We start from the raw sequence: 21,118 nt of genomic DNA, 5'->3' as shown, positions 1-21,118 counted from the left end.
AACTAATCCCTTTAGATTTTTTATAATCATTTTTGGCTTTATGCCAATTTTTTAATCAATAACAACGATAGTAAAGTTATTTTAACAGTTCAAACTTAAAGTTCTTAATCGGTCCTACCAAAGTCGTAAAAGCTTGCTGTCTTGTTATTTATAATCAGCATATCGCAAATATTCAAGTCGATATTGTCAGTATATGTTTCCATAGAGCATAGTTTTGAAATTGGACTGCGACCCATTTATCATTTTTATATAAAAAGAAGGCATGCTTCCACATGCCTTCTTTGATGCTGATTAGCGATGTGTTTTCGCTTTGGCTTTCGGCTTGCCTGAAAATGGTCTTTTCTCACCAGTTTCACGCGGTGGCAAACCCGTATGTTGGGTCAGTATTTGACCTTTTTGCGGACGTTTTTGACCCGATTGATTGCGTTTTGCTGAATCTCCCGCGACGGTCGAGTTCTTCTTACGCGCAGATTTATATTCACTCTCAGCAGTACCTTGAGGCTGATAAGTCGGAATCAAATGCTGTTTTGAGTTACCAATCAAGTCAGGTCGACCCATTTCTTTTAGCGCCTCACGTAACAATGGCCAGTTATTTGGATCATGGTAACGTAAGAATGCTTTATGCAAACGACGACGCTTATCGCCTTTGACAATATCGACATTTTCCGTATAACGCGCCACTTTAGACAATGGATTTTTGCCTGTGTAATACATCGTGGTTGCCGTTGCCATTGGCGATGGATAGAAGGTCTGTACCTGATCGGCACGGAAACCATTCTTCTTCAACCAAATCGCCAAGTTCATCATGTCGTAATCGGTCGTACCCGGATGAGCAGCAATGAAGTAAGGAATTAAATACTGTTCCTTGCCTGCTTCCTTACTGAAACGCTCAAACATTTGTTTAAAGCGATCATAAGTGCCAATACCCGGCTTCATCATCTTCGATAATGGACCTTGTTCGGTATGCTCAGGTGCAATTTTTAAATATCCACCGACATGGTGTTGTACCAATTCCTTGACATATTCAGGATTCAATACTGCCAAGTCATAACGTAGACCTGAACCAATCAGAATCTTTTTCACACCTTTGATTTCACGCGCTTTACGATAAAGCTGAACCAATGGTGCATGATCGGTATGTAAGTTTTGACAAACACCCGGATAGACACAAGATGGCTTACGACAGTTCTTTTCAATCTCAGAATCATTACAGTGCAAACGATACATGTTTGCCGTTGGACCACCTAGGTCTGAAATAATGCCTGTAAACTGAGGTGCGGTATCACGAATCTTTTCAATTTCACGTAAGATCGACTCTTCGGAACGGTTTTGAATAATACGTCCCTCATGCTCAGTAATCGAACAGAAGGTACAACCACCAAAGCAACCACGCATGATATTGACTGAGAATTTGATCATATCAAAGGCAGGGAAACGCGCATTGCCATAAGCAGGGTGCGGTAAACGTGCATAAGGTAAATCAAAGACATAATCCATTTCCTCAGTGGCTAGAGGAATCGGAGGCGGATTAATCCAAACATCACGTTCGCCATGACGTTGAACTAAGGCGCGCGCATTACCGGGATTGGTTTCAAGATGCAAAATACGGTTGGCATGTGCATAAAGGACCTGATCATTCGCGACCTCCTCATAAGAAGGTAAACGGATCACCGCAAGTTCACGTGGTGGAAGTTTATGCTTAATCGCTTTTGATGGTGCAGGTTTGAGCTGTACGATCTGTGTATCAGGATCTAAATTATCCCCTTCACGGACAATTGGGTTTGCCACGAATTCTTTTTGAAAATCTTGATATTGTGCCAGTGAGTTGCCCTTTTCTTTTTCAACTTCACAGCCATCAATATCTTCAGTCATCACATAAGGATTGATGATCTGATCCACTCGTCCGATGGTATCGACATCATTACTGGCGATTTCAACGAACTTTGCTTTTGAATTCTTATTATGCTTATTGATAATAAATGCAGTACCACGGACATCAGTAATATCCTGAACTTTTTCACCTTTCGCTAAACGATGCATCACATCGATAATGGCACGCTCGCCATTCCCGTACATCAACAAATCGGCCTTAGAGTCCATCAAGATTGAACGACGGACTTTGTCTGACCAATAATCATAATGCGCAATACGACGTAAACTGCCTTCAATACCACCAAGTAACACAGGTACATCTGGGAATGCCTCACGACAACGCTGGCAATAGACTGTTGCCGCACGATCAGGGCGTTTATTGGCTTCGTTATTTGGTGAATATGCATCATCCGAACGGATTTTACGATCTGCCGTATAGCGGTTGATCATTGAGTCCATATTGCCTGCGGTTACACCCCACGCAATGGTTGGTTTACCGAGTACACGAAAACTTTCAGCATTGGTCCAGTCAGGCTGCGCGATAATACCGACACGAAAACCTTGTGCTTCAAGCACACGACCAATCACACCTGATACAAATGAAGGATGGTCAATATACGCATCGCCACAAACTAAAATAAAGTCACATGCATCCCAGCCGAGGAGATCCATTTCTTCTCGTGACATCGGCAAAAATGGTGCGGGTTCAAAACACGACGCCCAATATTTGTCGTAATCAAACAACGCTTTTGGCGCGGTCTGCATGGTATAGGCAGTAGACATAGCTTGCGAATCTCGGCTAGCAATAAGGAAGAGAGAGGCATCTCGGAATTTTTTGATGCCAAAATGAAAGCTGATCAGTTTAACATGAATTCTATTCATTTTTATAGATTAAAAAACATACAAAAAAGATTCCCCATTCTCTACCATTTAGAGCATGGGGAAATATGGTGCTAACTATCTGATAATGCTTATGCTTCGTTTAAGAAACCTTCTTTAATTTCGGCTGGCAAGTCTTTATGCCACCACACATAAATCGATGCTTTGATGTTCTCATCTTCATCAGGATCGTTGAATGGCTCATCATCTTCTCGAATTAACTCATCCCCATTAAATTTGAACCAAAACTCCCACGGATCATCATCACCACATCCCCATGCTTGGGCGTGTATCTCTGGCAGCAACGCTTTTAAAAAAAGTAAGATATTTTCAATATTTTCATCGCCAGAAGAACCATGAACAAAATCTAAAACGGCATACCCTGCCTCATAATATAAACTTTCTGGTTCCAAATCATATTCAGGCGAATCAATTTGATCGAGCAAGTCTTGTACGGCTTCCGCACTTTCTAGATTGATGGCTAAAGCAGCTTGTAAGAACTGTTCCGCATTTCCCTCATGTTCCTTAAATAAGACTTCTAATTGCCCCATTATTTTTGCATCTGGATGCTTATAATAAACACGACTATGTAATTCCATTGTTATTTCCCCACGATAAAAAATCTAAAAAAATATGATAGTGCTTAAAATTAGCACTTGCTTAAGTTACTAAAATCCAATGATTTTTAGCAAGCCCTCGGCGACTATATCTGTCGCTTTATTTTATGAGAATATCCTGTTTTTTTGAGTCACCTAAATAAAAGGTAAGCAGAAAACCGATTGCCAAAACCATACCCACACTTAAATTAATACCGAGCCAGCCAAAGTTTTCCCAAATCAAACCGCCGCTACTCCCCAACACACTAGATCCCATGTAATAGCAAAATAAATACAGTGATGAAGCCACTGCTCGATATTGCACGGCTTGTACCGAGACCCAACTACTTGCGGTTGAATGGGCAGCAAAAAATGAAAAGGTAAAAACAGTTAAACCAATTAAGATAGCCCAAAGCGATGGGATCAAGGTAATCAATAATCCAATGATCATACTCAACAACAAAAATGGCAGAACTTTATCCCGTCCGTATTTAAAGCCCCATTGTGCCGCTTTAGGTGAACTATAAATTCCTGCCAAATAGGCAATTGAAATCACCCCAATCCATGTTTGTGATAAATGAAAAGGCGCTTTTAACAAGTGATAACTGATGTAATTAAACACCGTCACCAAACACCCCATCAGGATAAAACCTTGAGCAAATAAAATCCGTAATTTCGGATCTTTGAGATTCTGTTCAAAAGCAGCTTTAAAGCGAGAAAAACGGAACGGATAGGGTTGGAAATGCTGAGATTTTGGTAATAACAGATAGAATAAACAGGCGATTATGAGGTTGAGAAATCCAATAATATAAGTAGCAGATTGCCAAGAAATAAAATCGACCAACACCCCTGCAATCAAGCGACCACCCATGCCCCCAATCGCGGTTCCAGATATATAAAGTCCCATCGCGAAACCAATATCTTTTTGTGCGATTTCTTCCCCGATGTAGGTCATGGCTACGGCTGCCACGCCACTGACCGCTAAACCAATAAAAATACGGGTACCTAAAAACACTTCCCAAATCGGGAAAGAGGCACTAATCAACAATAAAATCGAAACCAGAAATAAGGCAAACACCATAATCGGTTTACGTCCAAACCGATCTGAAATAAAGCCTGTAAACAACAGACCAGTTGCCAATGCAATGGTGGAGAAAGACAAAGGAAAACTACTATGCGTCGGGCTAAGCTGAAAGAATTTTGCAAAAATCGGCATCATTGGTTGAACACAATAGAGCGATGAAAATGAAGCAAAACCTGCAAAAAACAATGACCATAAAATCGAAGTAAATGATTTTGAACCATACTCAATATGGCTTGGACGTATAACTGATTCAGACATGGCCACTCCTTATGCCTGATCAGTATACGCGCGTTTTCACTAAAATAATCCACGACAATATAGGTGACTTTTCACTTAAATTTTTACAGCAATATATTAAAGTTTAGTCTGTTGATCTTCCCTAACAATAATTCTCCTCATTCCTCAAGCCGCTCTAATTCACTTTTCACCTTTTCGAGCGAACACGGTATGATAGCGACTGGCCATACCATTTTACCCGAACCACTCAAGAGGCTAACCGATGAAGGCAGCTACGCTTTTATTTCCATTAATTCTATCTTGTATCATGTCATTTCTAATTTCTGGAATCACCACTTTAAAAGCATTGGGCTTCGTTGAAAACTTCTTTTCCATGTGGATGTCAGCTTGGATGATTGCATGGATGTTTGCTTTTCCAAGTGTACTGGTCTGCGCGCCTATCGCACAGAAACTGGTCAGCCTCATTCTTAAAAACCGCTAAGCATATTTATCTTCGATAACACCGTTGTAAGTTAAAGCCTACATCACTTGCAGTGAATGGCGAATATACCCGTACAGGTTTATTCCGTAATATCTAAATCATAGAGAGACAGGAAGTCTCATTCAGAATAACAAGATGCACAGGATGTGGTCGTTGACAGGAGTTAACGGCAATAAACTGAATATAAAAAAGTCTCGACAGGATGTCGGGGCTTTTTTGTTTGTACTCAGTAAAATAACCACACTTGACGGCATGAATTTAACTTCATACCATCACCCTACTTTCGAATATGCGATTAAGTTTTTATTTTCACGATGATCACTCCAAAAAACAGTGCAAAACGCCATATCAGTAATATCGCCATATTACTTTTTAAACTCAGCATGATGTTTGCTGCTGTTTACTTAACGGCTTGTAGTCATTTAAGCGGTTCTAGTGCTACACGAGCTCAGAAATTATCAGTTGGGATTCAAAAAGCCTATTCAGTACAACCAGATACAGCCAATCGTGTTGCTCCGATGATCATTCAAAGTGCTAAACAACACGATGTTGATCCACTGCTTATTGCCGCGATGATTAGACAAGAGTCAAGCTACAGACCTTATGTGACCTCGTCAGCAGGTGCAGTTGGACTCACACAAATCATCCCACGGTATTGGCAAAGCACCTGTGGCGGTAACTTATTTGATGAATATACCAACGTCAATTGTGGTACTTACATTCTTGCAAAATATAATCAATCTGCGGGCAGTTGGGAAAAAGCACTGGCTTATTATAATGTGGGGCCAACGGGTTATCAGCGCAATTGGAAAATGAAGCGCCAAGGTAAGAAATATGCGAAGTCGGTTAAACATCATAAAAAAATGCTGAAAGCTGCGTTATAAATCATTGCAGCAAGTATAAAAAAGCCACGCTTTAAGCATGGCTTTTTTCCCTAAACTTATAACTAAGCCTCATCAAATAAACCTTCAAACAATACTGAAGATAAATAACGCTCGCCGCTATCAGGTAAAATAACCACAATAGTTTTACCTGCATTTTCAGGACGTTCTGCGATTTGAGCTGCCGCTGCTAATGCTGCACCACTAGAAATACCAACCAAAATTCCTTCTTGCATCGCACATTTTCTCGCCCATTCAATTGCATCTGCACTATTCACTGGTACAACTTCATCGACCAAATCTAGATCTAAATTTTTCGGAATAAAGTTCGCCCCAATGCCCTGAATCTTATGTGGCGCAGGTGTAATGCTTTCACCGCGTTTTGTTTGGGTGATGATTGCCGATTCAGCAGGTTCAACTGCAACAGAATACAAAGACTGATTTTTTATTTGCTCAAAATAACGTGAGATACCTGTAATGGTACCGCCTGTTCCAACACCTGCAACCAAAATATCCACTTGACCATTGGTTGCTTGCCAAATCTCAGGACCCGTTGTTTCAACATGAATCTGTGGATTTGCTGGGTTTTCAAATTGTTGTGGTAAAAAATACAGTTCTGGATTTTCAGTAGCCAAGCGTACTGCTTCATCTACCGCACCTTTCATACCTTTGGCTGGATCAGTCAAGACTAAGTTTGCGCCCAAAGCTTTAAGTACTTTTCGACGCTCTAAACTCATACTTGAAGGCATGGTTAAGGTAATGGGATAACCTTTTGCTGCTGCCACGAAAGCCAAGGCAATACCTGTATTGCCACTGGTTGGTTCAACAATATGCATCCCTGCTTTGAGTACACCACGTTTTTCCGCATCGGCAATCAAAGCTGCACCAATACGACATTTTACTGAAAACGCAGGATTTCGGCTTTCGATTTTTGCCAGTACCATTGCACCTGTTTTGATAATACGATTAATACGTACTAAGGGTGTATTACCAATTGCCTCTGCATTATTTTCATAAACTGCGATACCAAGATTGGCAGGTGTTGGAAATTGTTGATCAGTAGACATGTTATTTCCTTATTAGATTTGGAATGATTCCCAATCATTATAGGCATGTCAGCCTATGAGAAAAGTAGAAAACTTTAGCTTTTATGAAAAACAATATTTTTAGAGTATGAGATCTAAGATTCTTAATGAAAACGCATTACGCCTTAGGCACAGACTATGACAACGCTACAACTTATCACTGCATAGAAAACATAAGTCCATAAAACCTGCGATTCATATTTTTATCATTTGAAAACCCAATCACGCCACACTGTCATGATGGTAATTGAGTTGATCCCAATTCCTCATTCAATAATACTTGCTCTGTATTACCCAGTAAAATAGCCACACGGCTACAATGAATCACTAAATGTTCTAACCAACGTTGTGCAGCGAGTTGGTCCAAGGTATAAGTAACCGATACTGTTCTTGATGAAGAGTCCTCAATAATTTTCTGCCGAACCAAATCTTGATGTGCTTGCATCTCTGCGGAAAAATCAGCTAACTCATCTACAAGTTTTTTTGGGATTCGCGCAAATGGTTCATGCATTAAATACGGAATAAATTGCTCAAGAATCTTTGCAAACTGATTGGCCAATTCATGAATATTTCTTTGATTTTGAATGCTTTCAATATGCGCAACGCTGCTTAAATCATTTTTAAGAACACGGACATATACTGCCAATCGCAATAAAATGATTAATCGATGTTGGTCTTCTAAAGACTGTGAAACCGTCATTTTGTCTAAATAATGCTCAACTTTAAGCAACGTTTGATCGAACTCATCCGTTTTAACCAACGAACTCACGATTCCTCCACGAATACAACGTATAAAAATCCCATACATATCCGCAATCGATTGCAAAAGTGCACGTTCTGCTGCGGCAATCGCCAAAGCAGGAACTGTATAAAGTGATTCATCTAAATATCGTGTGATTAGCGGTTGTTTCTCGGGCAGTAACCGTATAATCAGTTGTTCAAATTGTGACAAAAAAGGCATGAAAATACATGCCCCTAATAAACTAAAAGTTGTATGAAATCCAGCAACTAAGATCACAGAATCCAGTTGATGAATACTTTCAATATGATGATATGCCCATATAAATACTGGAGATAATAGAATAAATGCAAAAATGGCAGTCACAATATTAAACATAACATGAACTGCTGCTGTGCGTTTAGCACTGGTGGTCGCCCCTATCGCTGCAAGGATAGCTGTTGCGACCGTTCCAACATTTTGACCAATCACTAAAGCCAGAGCCTGTTCTAAATTAATTGTAGAGGTAGAGAGCGCTGCTAATGTGGTTGTAATGGCTGCACTGGAGGATTGCAATAAGATCGTCATGAGGACACCAATAACCACAAGAATGAGTTTCATCATTAAAGTTGGTTCAGCCCACCGAGATAGATCGATTAATAAAGCCATACCACTCATGGCGTCTTGTAAAAATTGAATCCCTAGAAATAACAGTCCAAAGCCTGCCAAAGTGAGTCCAATAAAACTAAATTTTTCTTTACCAAATAATTTGAGCGCCGCGCCTATACCAATCAAGGGCAAGGCAAAACTGGCAATAGAAAACTTTAAACCAAGTAATGCAACCATCCAACCTGTGCTTGTGGTGCCTATGTTTGCACCGATAATCACACCAATCGCATGACTAAAACTTAATATTCCTGCGCTGACAAAACCGATCGTTGCCAAAGTGGTAGCTGTCGAGGATTGAACGACAACGGTCAAACCAATCCCCGATAGTACAGCTTTGATTGGCGAATTTGTAAATCTGACTAACCATTGCCGCAGTGCTTCACCCGCGATTGCTTTTAGGCTATCTGTCATCAGAGACATGCCTAAAAGAAATAAACCGATTCCACCCATCAACTGCACAATGACATTAAACACAAACGTTTCCTTCTTATAATTTTAAGGTACTAAAAGTACATCTAAATAATAGCTTACATTGTTCTATTCAAATATTTATATTTGATTTACGCCTCACAATAAAGGACTGATTAAATTTAATACGTTGTCTAAACCCCAATTAATTATAAAACGCAGTTTTTCCCCATTTTTTTATTGAAATTCTACACAATAAAAAACACCCCAACCATTTCTGATTGGGGTGTTTAGAATTAAAAGCTGGCGATGACTTACTCTCACATGGCAAGTGCCACACTACCATCAGCGCGAAGAGGTTTCACTTCTGAGTTCGGGAAGGGATCAGGTGGTTCACTCTTGCTATTGTCGCCAGCAAACTGTTGTGGTGTTTTGGGGTCTTAATCACGGTGTATTCACCGAGTGCCTTACTTACGAACCAAAGAGTTATTAACGGATTAGTATATTAAGTCTGAAGTGTAACATAAAGCATAGCTTTATGTCTTGCGCTCGGGCAAAGATTATTAATCTTTGCTTATCCTCGCTCATATCTAGCTATTTCACTAAATCAAGATGAATTGATGTTTTATGAATCGAATTGATGCTTTTATACAACTGCTTGGGTGTTGTATAGTCAAGCCTCACGAGCAATTAGTATTGGTCAGCTTCATACGTCACCGTACTTCCACATCCAACCTATCAACGTCCTAGTCTCGAACGGCTCTTTAGAGGACATATAGTCCTAGGGAAATCTTATCTTGAGGTAGGCTTCCCGCTTAGATGCTTTCAGCGGTTATCCCTTCCGAACATAGCTACCCGGCGATGCCACTGGCGTGACAACCGGTACACCAGAGGTTCGTCCACTCTGGTCCTCTCGTACTAGGAGCAGATCCTCTCAAATTTCCAGCGCCCACGGTAGATAGGGACCGAACTGTCTCACGACGTTCTAAACCCAGCTCGCGTACCTCTTTAAATGGCGAACAGCCATACCCTTGGGACCTGCTTCAGCCCCAGGATGAGATGAGCCGACATCGAGGTGCCAAACACCGCCGTCGATATGAACTCTTGGGCGGTATCAGCCTGTTATCCCCAGAGTACCTTTTATCCGTTGAGCGATGGCCCTTCCATACAGAACCACCGGATCACTAAGACCTACTTTCGTACCTGCTCGACTTGTGGGTCTCGCAGTTAAGCGCGCTTTTGCCTTTATACTCTACGCGTGATTTCCGACCACGCTGAGCGCACCTTCGTACTCCTCCGTTACTCTTTAGGAGGAGACCGCCCCAGTCAAACTACCCACCAGACATGGTCCTCGCCCCGGATTACGGGGCAGAGTTAGAACCTCAACATTACCAGGGTGGTATTTCAAGGATGGCTCCATTAGAACTAGCGTTCTAACTTCAAAGCCTCCCACCTATCCTACACAAGTAAGGTCAAAGTTCAATGTCAAGCTGCAGTAAAGGTTCACGGGGTCTTTCCGTCTAGCCGCGGGTACACCGCATCTTCACGGCGAATTCGATTTCACTGAGCCTCTGCTGGAGACAGCGCCGCCATCATTATGCCATTCGTGCAGGTCGGAACTTACCCGACAAGGAATTTCGCTACCTTAGGACCGTTATAGTTACGGCCGCCGTTTACTGGGGCTTCGATCAAGAGCTTCGCTTACGCTAACCCCATCAATTAACCTTCCAGCACCGGGCAGGCATCACACCCTATACGTCCACTTTCGTGTTTGCAGAGTGCTATGTTTTTAATAAACAGTTGCAGCGGCCTGGTTTCTGTGGCTGCCAATAGCTCAGACCGCAAGGATCATCACCGTCAGCAGCGTACCTTCTCCCGAAGTTACGGTACCATTTTGCCTAGTTCCTTCAGCAGAGTTCTCTCAAGCGCTTTGGTCTACTCGACCTGACCACCTGTGTCGGTTTAGGGTACGATTCCTGTGTAACTGAAGCTTAGAGACTTTTCCTGGAAGCATGGTATCAGCCACTTCACTGTACAAGTACAGCTTGCTATCGACTCTCAGCATAGAGCACCCCGGATTTGCCTAAGATGCATGCCTACTGTCTTCCACCTGGACAACCAACGCCAGGCTGACTTAACCTTCTCCGTCCTCTCATCGCATTACACAGAAGTATTGGAATATTAACCAATTTCCCATCGACTACGCCTCTCGGCCTCGCCTTAGGGGTCGACTCACCCAGCCCCGATTAACGTTGGACTGGAACCCTTGGTCTTTCAGCGAACGGGTTTTTCACCCGTTTTGTCGTTACTCACGTCAGCATTCGCACTTCTGATACCTCCAGCATACTTCTCAATACACCTTCATCGGCTTACAGAACGCTCCCCTACCACGTAACTTAAAAGTTACATCCGCAGCTTCGGCACATAGTTTTAGCCCCGTTACATCTTCCGCGCAGGCCGACTCGACTAGTGAGCTATTACGCTTTCTTTAAAGGGTGGCTGCTTCTAAGCCAACCTCCTAGCTGTCTATGCCTTCCCACATCGTTTCCCACTTAACTATGATTTTGGGGCCTTAGCTGGCGGTCTGGATTGTTTTCCTCTTGACTACGGACGTTAGCACCCGCAGTCTGTCTCCCGGATAGTACTCATTGGTATTCGGAGTTTGCATCGGTTTGGTAAGTCGGGATGACCCCCTAGCCGAAACAGTGCTCTACCCCCAATGGTATTCGTCCGAGGCGCTACCTAAATAGCTTTCGGGGAGAACCAGCTATCACCAGGCTTGATTAGCCTTTCACCCCTATCCACAAGTCATCCCCTGGCTTTTCAACGACAGTGGGTTCGGTCCTCCAGTTAGTGTTACCCAACCTTCAACCTGCTCATGGATAGATCGCCTGGTTTCGGGTCTACACCCAGCAACTAAACGCCCTATTAAGACTCGATTTCTCTACGGCTCCCCTATTCGGTTAACCTTGCTACTGAATGTAAGTCGCTGACCCATTATACAAAAGGTACGCAGTCACCAAACAAGTTGGCTCCCACTGCTTGTATGCATGCGGTTTCAGGATCTATTTCACTCCCCTCACAGGGGTTCTTTTCGCCTTTCCCTCACGGTACTGGTTCACTATCGGTCAGTCAGGAGTATTTAGCCTTGGAGGATGGTCCCCCCATATTCAGACAAGGTTTCACGTGCCTCGCCCTACTCGTCATCATTGTATGTGCCCTTTCGTGTACGGGAATATCACCCTCTACGTTCGCACTTCCCAGAGCGTTCCACTAGAACACACACAACTTAATGGGCTGATCCCCGTTCGCTCGCCGCTACTAAGGGAATCTCAATTGATTTCTTTTCCTAAGGGTACTGAGATGTTTCACTTCCCCTCGTTCGCCTTGCATACCTATGTATTCAGTATGCAATACCTACCTTATGGTAAGTGGGTTCCCCCATTCAGAAATCTCCGGATCAAAGGATATTTGCCGCCTCCCCGGAGCTTATCGCAGGCTATTACGTCTTTCATCGCCTCTGACTGCCAAGGCATCCACCACATGCACTTAATTACTTGACTATACAACCCCAAACAGTCGTTAACACATACAAGTGAGTGTTATCGTTGCAATCTTAATTGCTACTGGTTCGTTGTCTGTGCACTTAAGCACTGTACAGCTTCAATCTAATTCATATACCAAAACGCTTGATTCAGTTAATCGCTAGTTCTCGTATTAATTCTTTCGAATTAACCGAGTTTGAACAATTTATTTCAGACTCAATTCTACTAATCTGTTAATGAATTAATGTAACCTCGTCAGCTACATTAAACTGTGATAAATCACAGAGGTTAATAAATCAGTCAACAGACTGTTTCACTAAGCTCTATAATCTTTAACTTCGTTAAGCTCCATCCTATGTGTGCCTGCGCACAGCATAGCTGTTTGCTTAAATTTCAAGGAAAAGCGTTGCTTTTCTGTTCTTGAAATTTGGTGGAGACTAGGAGAGTCGAACTCCTGACCTCCTGCGTGCAAAGCAGGCGCTCTACCAACTAAGCTAAGTCCCCAGCTTATCATTGTGAATTCTATATCTTTAAATCTTTCAGCTTTAGCGATCAGATTTGGTGGGTCTGACAAGACTTGAACTTGTGACCCCACGCTTATCAAGCGTGTGCTCTAACCAACTGAGCTACAGACCCTCAGATATATCTTCAAGAAGAACAACTTGTTGTGGATTCTTACCGGCCATCAATCTTTCGTTAAGGAGGTGATCCAGCCGCAGGTTCCCCTACGGCTACCTTGTTACGACTTCACCCCAGTCATCGGCCACACCGTGGTAACCGCCCTCTTTGCAGTTAGGCTAGCTACTTCTGGTGCAACAAACTCCCATGGTGTGACGGGCGGTGTGTACAAGGCCCGGGAACGTATTCACCGCGGCATTCTGATCCGCGATTACTAGCGATTCCGACTTCATGGAGTCGAGTTGCAGACTCCAATCCGGACTACGATCGGCTTTTTGAGATTAGCATCCTATCGCTAGGTAGCAACCCTTTGTACCGACCATTGTAGCACGTGTGTAGCCCTGGCCGTAAGGGCCATGATGACTTGACGTCGTCCCCGCCTTCCTCCAGTTTGTCACTGGCAGTATCCTTAAAGTTCCCGGCATTACCCGCTGGCAAATAAGGAAAAGGGTTGCGCTCGTTGCGGGACTTAACCCAACATCTCACGACACGAGCTGACGACAGCCATGCAGCACCTGTATGTAGATTCCCGAAGGCACCAATCCATCTCTGGAAAGTTTCTACTATGTCAAGGCCAGGTAAGGTTCTTCGCGTTGCATCGAATTAAACCACATGCTCCACCGCTTGTGCGGGCCCCCGTCAATTCATTTGAGTTTTAGTCTTGCGACCGTACTCCCCAGGCGGTCTACTTATCGCGTTAGCTGCGCCACTAAAGTCTCAAAGACCCCAACGGCTAGTAGACATCGTTTACGGCATGGACTACCAGGGTATCTAATCCTGTTTGCTCCCCATGCTTTCGTACCTCAGTGTCAGTATTAGGCCAGATGGCTGCCTTCGCCATCGGTATTCCTCCAGATCTCTACGCATTTCACCGCTACACCTGGAATTCTACCATCCTCTCCCATACTCTAGCTAACCAGTATCGAATGCAATTCCCAAGTTAAGCTCGGGGATTTCACATTTGACTTAATTAGCCACCTACGCACGCTTTACGCCCAGTAAATCCGATTAACGCTCGCACCCTCTGTATTACCGCGGCTGCTGGCACAGAGTTAGCCGGTGCTTATTCTGCGAGTAACGTCCACTATCCTAGAGTATTAATCTAGGTAGCCTCCTCCTCGCTTAAAGTGCTTTACAACCATAAGGCCTTCTTCACACACGCGGCATGGCTGGATCAGGGTTCCCCCCATTGTCCAATATTCCCCACTGCTGCCTCCCGTAGGAGTCTGGGCCGTGTCTCAGTCCCAGTGTGGCGGATCATCCTCTCAGACCCGCTACAGATCGTCGCCTTGGTAGGCCTTTACCCCACCAACTAGCTAATCCGACTTAGGCTCATCTATTAGCGCAAGGCCCGAAGGTCCCCTGCTTTCTCCCGTAGGACGTATGCGGTATTAGCATCCCTTTCGGAATGTTGTCCCCCACTAATAGGCAGATTCCTAAGCATTACTCACCCGTCCGCCGCTAGGTAATGTAGCAAGCTACATCACCCCGCTCGACTTGCATGTGTTAAGCCTGCCGCCAGCGTTCAATCTGAGCCATGATCAAACTCTTCAGTTTAAAATCAGTAGTACCTTTAAAGGGTACCAATCTTGGCTCATCAATTTTCTGACAAATATTTCTCAAATAAACTTCGAGTAATTTCTACCATCTAATCAATGAAAATAATTTCGATCGATTAACCAGTAAAAATCCACACAAGTTGTTCTTCTTCAATTCTTAATGATCTTCTCGATGATTCGTCACCATCAAGCTAGGTCGGCTATATTACTCTCAATCTCTTAAAAGTCAACAGGCAATTTAGATATTTTTAAAACTTATTCTCAAACACAAGATTTAAACCTTTCAATCCAAATCCTTGTTTCTCAACAAGTTTTTATCTGCATCACCGCCGATGGATGTGCATTCTACAGCATTTCCAATCACACACAACCCCTTTTTTTAACTTTTCCTTTTGCTTGTTTCTTTTTTCTACAAAAACGATTGGTTTGGTGCTTTTATCGGCATAAATATGAATTTTTAGCCATTAAATAGCAAAAAAGAAGTCCCTGAGGACTTCTTTTTTGCTTGTTTTGTACTTTATCAGCTTCGCACAACGTTAAGAAAATATAAGTGGCGTTCGTATTGATCAATAATATCTTGGATCAAGTCTTCTTGTGTCCAATCCATTACATCATAATTTTGCCCACCTTCACGCAAGAACACCTCAGCTTGAAAGTATTCACTATCATCCGCTTCACCCTGCCCAAGCATAAAGCTCGGTGGCGTGGTCTTGCTTGAAAAAACAGTATATTCAAAGTTAATTTCTTGGTGATGATCGACACGCAAACGTAAACCTTGCTCAGTTTCATCAATAGCGACGCTTAACTTCCGACGTTTAAATTCGGCCTGTACTGCCTCAAATGCTTTTAGCACTTGAGTTGCAATATATTGCTTCACCTCATCTTCCGTATGAGGGTAATGCATAATCAAGCCTAAACGCTGTTGCCAACTGCGTGGATTGTTCATCGCTCTTGGCGTGGTTCGAGCTTCGGTCAACATTTTTGATTTGGTAGCATCGAGATTCAACGCTTTCAGCAAGCCCCAAGCCATCAGCAACATAATCACGGCAAATGGTAATGCGCTCACCAACATTGAAGCCTGTAACGTGGACAAACCACCAACTAAGAGCAAACAAATAGTGAGGATCGAGATCAACACCACCCAGAATACACGCTGCCATGCAGGTGTGTTTTCATCTTTAGCCGTGAGATAGTTCACAACTAAGGCACCTGAATCCGCAGAGGTCACAAAGAAAAGTAAAACCAGTATTGCCGCCAATAAGCTCATCACAGCCGAGAACGGCAAATGATTTAAAAACTCAAAAAGTGCCACTGATGAATCTTGTTGCACCATTTTCATCAACGCAATATTGTTTTCTTGCATGATGCTAAAGAGTGCGGCATTTCCCCAGAAACCCATCCAAACAATGGTAAAACCTGTCGGAATCAGAATAACACCGAGAATAAATTCTCGAATGGTTCGACCGCGTGAAACACGCGCGATAAACATCCCAACAAATGGCGACCAAGCGATCCACCAAGACCAATAAAAAACCGTCCAGCCGCCAATCCAACCCGTCGACTCATAGGCCTGTAAATTAAAAGTCATCACAAATAAGTTGGAAAGATACTGTCCCGTATTTTCAACGGTAGTGCGGAGTAAGTGTAGCGTTGGTCCTGCCAAGAAAACAAAAACCACCAATATTACTGCAAGTATTAAATTAAGTTCTGATAGGCGCTTTACACCTTTATCTAACCCAGCAAAAACAGACAAAGCGGCCAAGATACTAACGAAAATAATTAAACCAATTTGTGTGCCGGTACTCTGCTCGATACCTACTAAATAATTTAAACCAGCATTGACCTGTAATACACCAAAGCCCAATGAGGTTGCGACACCAAAAATCGTCCCAACAGTGGCAAAGGTATCAATGGCATCGCCCCATCGACCATAAATTCTTTTACCGATCAGTGGATACAATGCGGAACGTGTTTTTAGAGGTAAATTATGGCGATAAGAAAAATAAGCAAGAGATAAGCCCACTAAGGCATACACAGCCCAAGCATGTACACCCCAGTGAAAGAAGGTGATTCTTATTGCTTCTTTAGCTGCTTGAACCGTCTCAGGATCACTACTTGGAGGAGTGACATAATGCATGACAGGTTCTGCCACACCAAAGAACATCAATCCAACCCCCATCCCTGCGGTAAACAGCATCGCGAACCAAGAGCCGTTACTATAATCTGGCTGGCTATGATCGGGTCCCAATTTAATATTGCCGCTTGATGAGCACGCAATATAAACCAACAACACAAGGAAGATGGCAACACACAAAATATAGAACCAACTAAAAGAGTCCGTAATCCATTGTTTTGCTTGTGCAGTTAAATTTTCAAAGAGATCAGGCGCAATGATTGCAAATGAAAGAAAAACGACAATGATCAATACCGTACTAAAGAAAACATTTCGGTTAACGTTAGCCAACCAAGATGATGTTTTGGAATGCATATTTTCTCCATACTGTTCTAATAGCTATTGCTTGGCTTAGGCACACTAGAAGACGGAAATTGAATAATAAAAAACGTCTAATATGTAAAAAACTCATCAGAGTTTATCAAATGGAAGTACCAATCTTGCTCACACAAAACTGACAACTTTCCAATAAAAACCTTTCTTTCGGTTATTTTTAGGGTAACAAAGAATGTACTGAACAGCTAATCATCAACCACTTTGCTCACCAATACACTACACATTTCATCAAATCAGGCGTGACAACATAGACTTAGACGGTGTCTAAAAAAGCAATAATCATTTTTCCAAGTTCTTGTTGCAATCGTTGCTCTTCGATCAAAAAAGTATTCTTACTGACATAGCGCATCATGGTAAATAAAGTACTGTTAATAATCACAAAAGATTTATGTTTCAAGGTTTCAAAATCCCAATGCGGATAATAACGCCCAAATAAATACATCCCGATTTCTAAAAAATGTCTTTCCAAAATTTGTGATGCTTCTGAATCACTATAAGCATGCCAATTTTTTAAAATTTCAATAAAAAAACCTTGATCTGATTTCAAAGATTCAAAGCCAAACGCAATACTTAATGTGATGATGTCTTGAATAGACGCTTGCTGCTGTAAGGTCACCAACTGTTTTAAAGCTTGTCCTAGATCTTCGCTTTTGCGTAATAATAATTCAGCAATAATCTGTTCTTTATTCTCAAAATACTGATAAATCGACCCAACACTAACGCCTGATTTTTCAGAAATTTTGGGCGTGGTGACATGCAACACACCATATTCTGAAATGCATTTTTGCGTTCCTTCCAAAATACTTTCCACAATCATTTTGGCACGTTGTTGCTGTGGTCGCTTCCTCATACTTCGTCTCAATTTAAATGCGAATTGAATGCGAATATTTATTCATATTATGCTTTGATTAAATAACAATCAGAGGAATTATGCAATGCAAAGTATGATTAGACCAAAACGCTTAGCGTCCTTTAAGCAAATGATTCAGTCAAATATCAAAACTAAAATCTTAAATTATATGACTGATCAAAAAGTCCAACCAAGTTACGAAGAATATCTCGCCCTCAACATCGCATTGCAAAGTGGTGATGAACCGATGGATCAAGTGATGCGTTGGGTGATGCTCAACCCTCGACAACATCGAAAATATTTTGAAACGGCGCTATATCAAGGTTTAGATCAACTGCCACATGAGATTCCTGAACTGACGACCTTTTTTGATTTGGTGCAACAGCCCCCTACTTGGTATGAACCGAGTAAAATAGATGCCGCACTCAAATTCACCTATCGCTTAGGTGCCAATAATGGTTTTATTTTAAGAGATTTATCCTTGATGACGGGTTATATGTATCCCGGATTTAATCAACCTTTGGTACTGACAGGCGCATTAAACAAACAAGCAGGTACACGTTTGGCTGAAACCACCAAATGGTGGATCGATATTACCGAACAAGATGGTTTTGCGCGTTTCAGCAAAGGTTTTACCTCAACGATTTATGTTCGTTTCATTCATTCACTGGTTCGTCATCAACTACAAAAGTCAGAAAAATGGGATGCTGAAACATGGGGAGTACCGATTAACCAATATGATCAAGCGATGACCAATATTGCGTTTAGTGGTGTGGTTCTGATTGGCATTCGTGCACTCGGAATTTTCCCAAATCAGCAAGAAGTAGACAGCTTTCTACATTTTTGGAAATATGCGGGCTGGCTCATGGGGATTGATGAAAAATGGCTAGTAGATAAAGAATCAGACGGTTGGAAACTGATCTATTGGATGCAATTCGCGCACCCACAATCCGATGCCAGTAGTATTTCACTTGGTTCGAGTCTTTCTAAAGAACCTTTTGAACGGCAATATGGCTATCTTGGTACTTTTCAACAAAAGCTAGCTTATCGACAACATTTAGAAATGACCCAGTTCTTTATTGGACGTAAAAAAATGAAAAAATTGGGACTTGCCCCTCGATTCGCATCTTGGTTTGCTTATTATCTGCTGTTGCGCAATCTGACACTTTATACAGGCGCAAGATTCATTCCTCAATTGAATGTTTTGTTGGAGCGTAACGGTCGACACATGCAAAAATCGGGATTGTCTTTGTATCAGAACCAATCAAAACAGCTCGCGAGCATGCATCAATAAACATATAAAAAAACCCTCATTTGATATGAGGGTTTTGTTTTTAAGGATCAAATGTGTTTAGTGATCTGAAGCACCTGTAGCACCGACACCCGTCATTGAACGCACATACTGCGCATCAAATGCTTTGCGCTCTTTTTCTGCACGTGCTGACTTATCCGTTACAGAGAAGAACCAACAGCAGAAGAAAGATAATGGCATTGCAAATAATGCTGGGCCATTAAATGGATTTGGCGCTGTTTCAGCAATACCCAACGTATCCACCCAAACCGCTTTAGAAAGAATAATCAAACTTACAGCACCGACCAAACCAACCAAACAGCCTATCACTGCACCACGAGTCGTTAAGCCTTTCCAGAACATTGATAACACAAGAATTGGGAAGTTTGCACAACATGCGACAGAGAATGCCAATCCAACCATAAATGCTACGTTTTGCTTTTCGAACAAAATACCCAAGATCATCGCAAAAATAGCTAAACCTAAAGTTGCTATTTTTGACATACGCAACTCAGATGCAGGTGTGGTTTTACCTTTTTTAAACACGTTTGCATACAAGTCATGTGAGATCGCCGATGCACCTGAAAGGGTCAAGCCTGCAACCACCGCAAGGATCGTTGCAAAAGCCACCGCCGAAATGAAGCCCATGAACAAATCGCCACCCACTGCATCACTCAGATGCACCGCAGCCATGTTGTTACCACCCATTAGTTCTAACTTGCCTGTCACTGCCATTTTTGCAAGATCAAGGAATTGTGGGTTGTTCGCAACGAATAAGATCGCACCGAAACCAATGATAAAAGTTAACAAATAGAAGTAGCCAATAAAGCCCGTCGCAACCACAACCGATTTACGTGCTTCTTTTGCATCTTTCACTGTGAAGAAACGCATTAGAATATGTGGTAAACCTGCGGTACCAAACATCAAGGCCAAACCAAGTGAAACTGCATCAATTGGATTTGCTGTGAGTGTACCTGGCCCCATAATTCTAAGTGCTTCATCCCAGCTTAAATGGTGTGCTTGACTGTAAACATCGATCGCTTGGTTAAACATATTGGTAAAGCTAAAACCAACTGCTTTCATCACCATAAAGGCCATGAAGGTTGCACCGCTGAGTAACATCACCGCCTTAATGATTTGTACCCATGTGGTGGCCAACATTCCACCAAACATGACATAGGCCATCATCAATAGACCAACGATCACCACCGCAAGATTATAGTTCAAACCAAATAACAGTTTGATCAACTGACCTGCACCCACCATTTGAGCAATCAGATAGAAAGCCACCACCACCAATGAGCTAATGGCTGCCAAAGTACGGACTGGCTTCTCTTCCAAGCGGAATGAAACCACATCAGATAGATTATATTTACCTAAGTTACGCAAACGCTCAGCCACCAAGAATAAAACAATCGGCCAACCAACCATAAAACCGAGCGAGTACAACAGACCATCAAAGCCTGACATAAAGACGAGCGCAGAAATACCCAAGAATGATGCAGCAGACATATAGTCGCCTGCAATCGCTAAGCCATTTTGGAAGCCACTAATGCCCCCACCTGCGGTATAGAAATCTTGCGTAGATTGAGTTTTTTTAGCGGCCCATTTGGTGATCAATAGAGTTAAACCCACAAAGATCATGAACATGATGATCGCATGCCAGTTGGTCGCTTGTTGCTCTGCTGCACCGAGATCAGGCCCAGCCAATGCAATACTTGAACAACACATGCTGGTCAGTGCCAAGAGTGTCGCTTTAAATGATGTCCCTTTCAT

The 21,118-nt window shown here is 42.5% G+C and carries 11 protein-coding genes, 2 tRNA genes and 3 rRNA genes; 3 read left to right on the top strand and 13 right to left on the bottom strand.

Translation table 11 applies throughout. The features are described 5' to 3' along the window. Positions 1 to 291 precede the first annotated feature (291 nt). From F991_RS00960 to F991_RS00950, 3 genes are all read right to left on the bottom strand, one after another. Positions 292 to 2,655: a YgiQ family radical SAM protein gene (locus tag F991_RS00960; protein ID WP_034595345.1), complete on the bottom strand. Its 2,364-nt coding sequence runs from the start codon at positions 2,653 to 2,655 to the stop codon at positions 292 to 294. 188 nt (positions 2,656 to 2,843) lie between these two features. Beyond that, a complete protein-coding gene (locus F991_RS00955; RefSeq protein ID WP_004668150.1) occupies positions 2,844 to 3,350 on the bottom strand; it encodes a hypothetical protein in 507 nt (168 codons plus the stop codon). A 118-nt stretch (positions 3,351 to 3,468) separates the two neighbouring features. After that, positions 3,469 to 4,689: an MFS transporter gene (locus F991_RS00950; RefSeq protein WP_004668148.1), complete on the bottom strand. Its 1,221-nt coding sequence runs from the start codon at positions 4,687 to 4,689 to the stop codon at positions 3,469 to 3,471. A 241-nt stretch (positions 4,690 to 4,930) separates the two neighbouring features. Between F991_RS00950 and F991_RS16935 the strand changes: the two genes are divergently transcribed. Both F991_RS16935 and F991_RS00940 read left to right on the top strand, forming a co-directional pair. Continuing rightward, entirely contained in the window at positions 4,931 to 5,149 is a 219-nt protein-coding gene (locus F991_RS16935) for a DUF2798 domain-containing protein (protein ID WP_004668147.1), read from the top strand. Positions 5,150 to 5,532: 383 nt separating this feature from the next. After that, positions 5,533 to 6,033 (top strand): lytic transglycosylase domain-containing protein, encoded by a 501-nt coding sequence (locus tag F991_RS00940; protein ID WP_034594865.1) that lies wholly within the window; start codon positions 5,533 to 5,535, stop codon positions 6,031 to 6,033. A 62-nt stretch (positions 6,034 to 6,095) separates the two neighbouring features. Here F991_RS00940 and cysK read toward each other — a convergent pair whose 3' ends face one another. The 9 genes from cysK to F991_RS00895 form a co-directional block, all read right to left on the bottom strand. Next, entirely contained in the window at positions 6,096 to 7,097 is a 1,002-nt protein-coding gene (cysK, locus tag F991_RS00935) for a cysteine synthase A (RefSeq protein WP_004668144.1), read from the bottom strand. A 253-nt stretch (positions 7,098 to 7,350) separates the two neighbouring features. After that, positions 7,351 to 8,976, bottom strand: coding sequence for a Na/Pi cotransporter family protein (locus F991_RS00930; protein ID WP_004668142.1), 1,626 nt, complete (start codon positions 8,974 to 8,976; stop codon positions 7,351 to 7,353). Between the two features lie 235 nt (positions 8,977 to 9,211). After that, positions 9,212 to 9,326, bottom strand: a 5S ribosomal RNA gene (gene rrf, locus F991_RS00925). 253 nt (positions 9,327 to 9,579) lie between these two features. Continuing rightward, positions 9,580 to 12,473 (bottom strand): 23S ribosomal RNA (locus tag F991_RS00920). Between the two features lie 410 nt (positions 12,474 to 12,883). Further along, positions 12,884 to 12,959, bottom strand: a tRNA-Ala gene (locus tag F991_RS00915). A gap of 55 nt (positions 12,960 to 13,014) precedes the next feature. Then, positions 13,015 to 13,091: transfer RNA gene (locus F991_RS00910), tRNA-Ile, on the bottom strand. 61 nt (positions 13,092 to 13,152) lie between these two features. Then, positions 13,153 to 14,690, bottom strand: a 16S ribosomal RNA gene (locus F991_RS00905). Together the 16S, 23S and 5S rRNA genes with 2 tRNA genes alongside form the textbook arrangement of a ribosomal RNA operon. 522 nt (positions 14,691 to 15,212) lie before the next feature. Next, positions 15,213 to 17,180 carry a BCCT family transporter gene (locus tag F991_RS00900; protein WP_004668140.1) on the bottom strand — a complete coding sequence of 656 codons (1,968 nt, stop codon included), beginning with the start codon at positions 17,178 to 17,180 and terminating at the stop codon, positions 15,213 to 15,215. A gap of 274 nt (positions 17,181 to 17,454) precedes the next feature. Next, entirely contained in the window at positions 17,455 to 18,051 is a 597-nt protein-coding gene (locus tag F991_RS00895; protein ID WP_004668139.1) for a TetR/AcrR family transcriptional regulator, read from the bottom strand. Between the two features lie 85 nt (positions 18,052 to 18,136). Here F991_RS00895 and F991_RS00890 point away from each other — a divergent pair, with 85 nt between their 5' ends. Continuing rightward, positions 18,137 to 19,345, top strand: coding sequence for an oxygenase MpaB family protein (locus tag F991_RS00890; protein ID WP_004668138.1), 1,209 nt, complete (start codon positions 18,137 to 18,139; stop codon positions 19,343 to 19,345). 57 nt (positions 19,346 to 19,402) lie between these two features. Here the strand turns inward: F991_RS00890 and F991_RS00885 are convergent, their stop codons facing one another. Continuing rightward, positions 19,403 to 21,118: a cation acetate symporter gene (locus F991_RS00885; RefSeq protein ID WP_034595323.1), complete on the bottom strand. Its 1,716-nt coding sequence runs from the start codon at positions 21,116 to 21,118 to the stop codon at positions 19,403 to 19,405.

The organism is Acinetobacter sp. CIP-A165, assembly GCF_000367985.1.
Lineage (GTDB): Bacteria > Pseudomonadota > Gammaproteobacteria > Pseudomonadales > Moraxellaceae > Acinetobacter.
The sequence above is the reverse complement of the archived record's forward strand: the minus strand, read 5'-3'. Positions and strand labels throughout refer to the sequence as shown.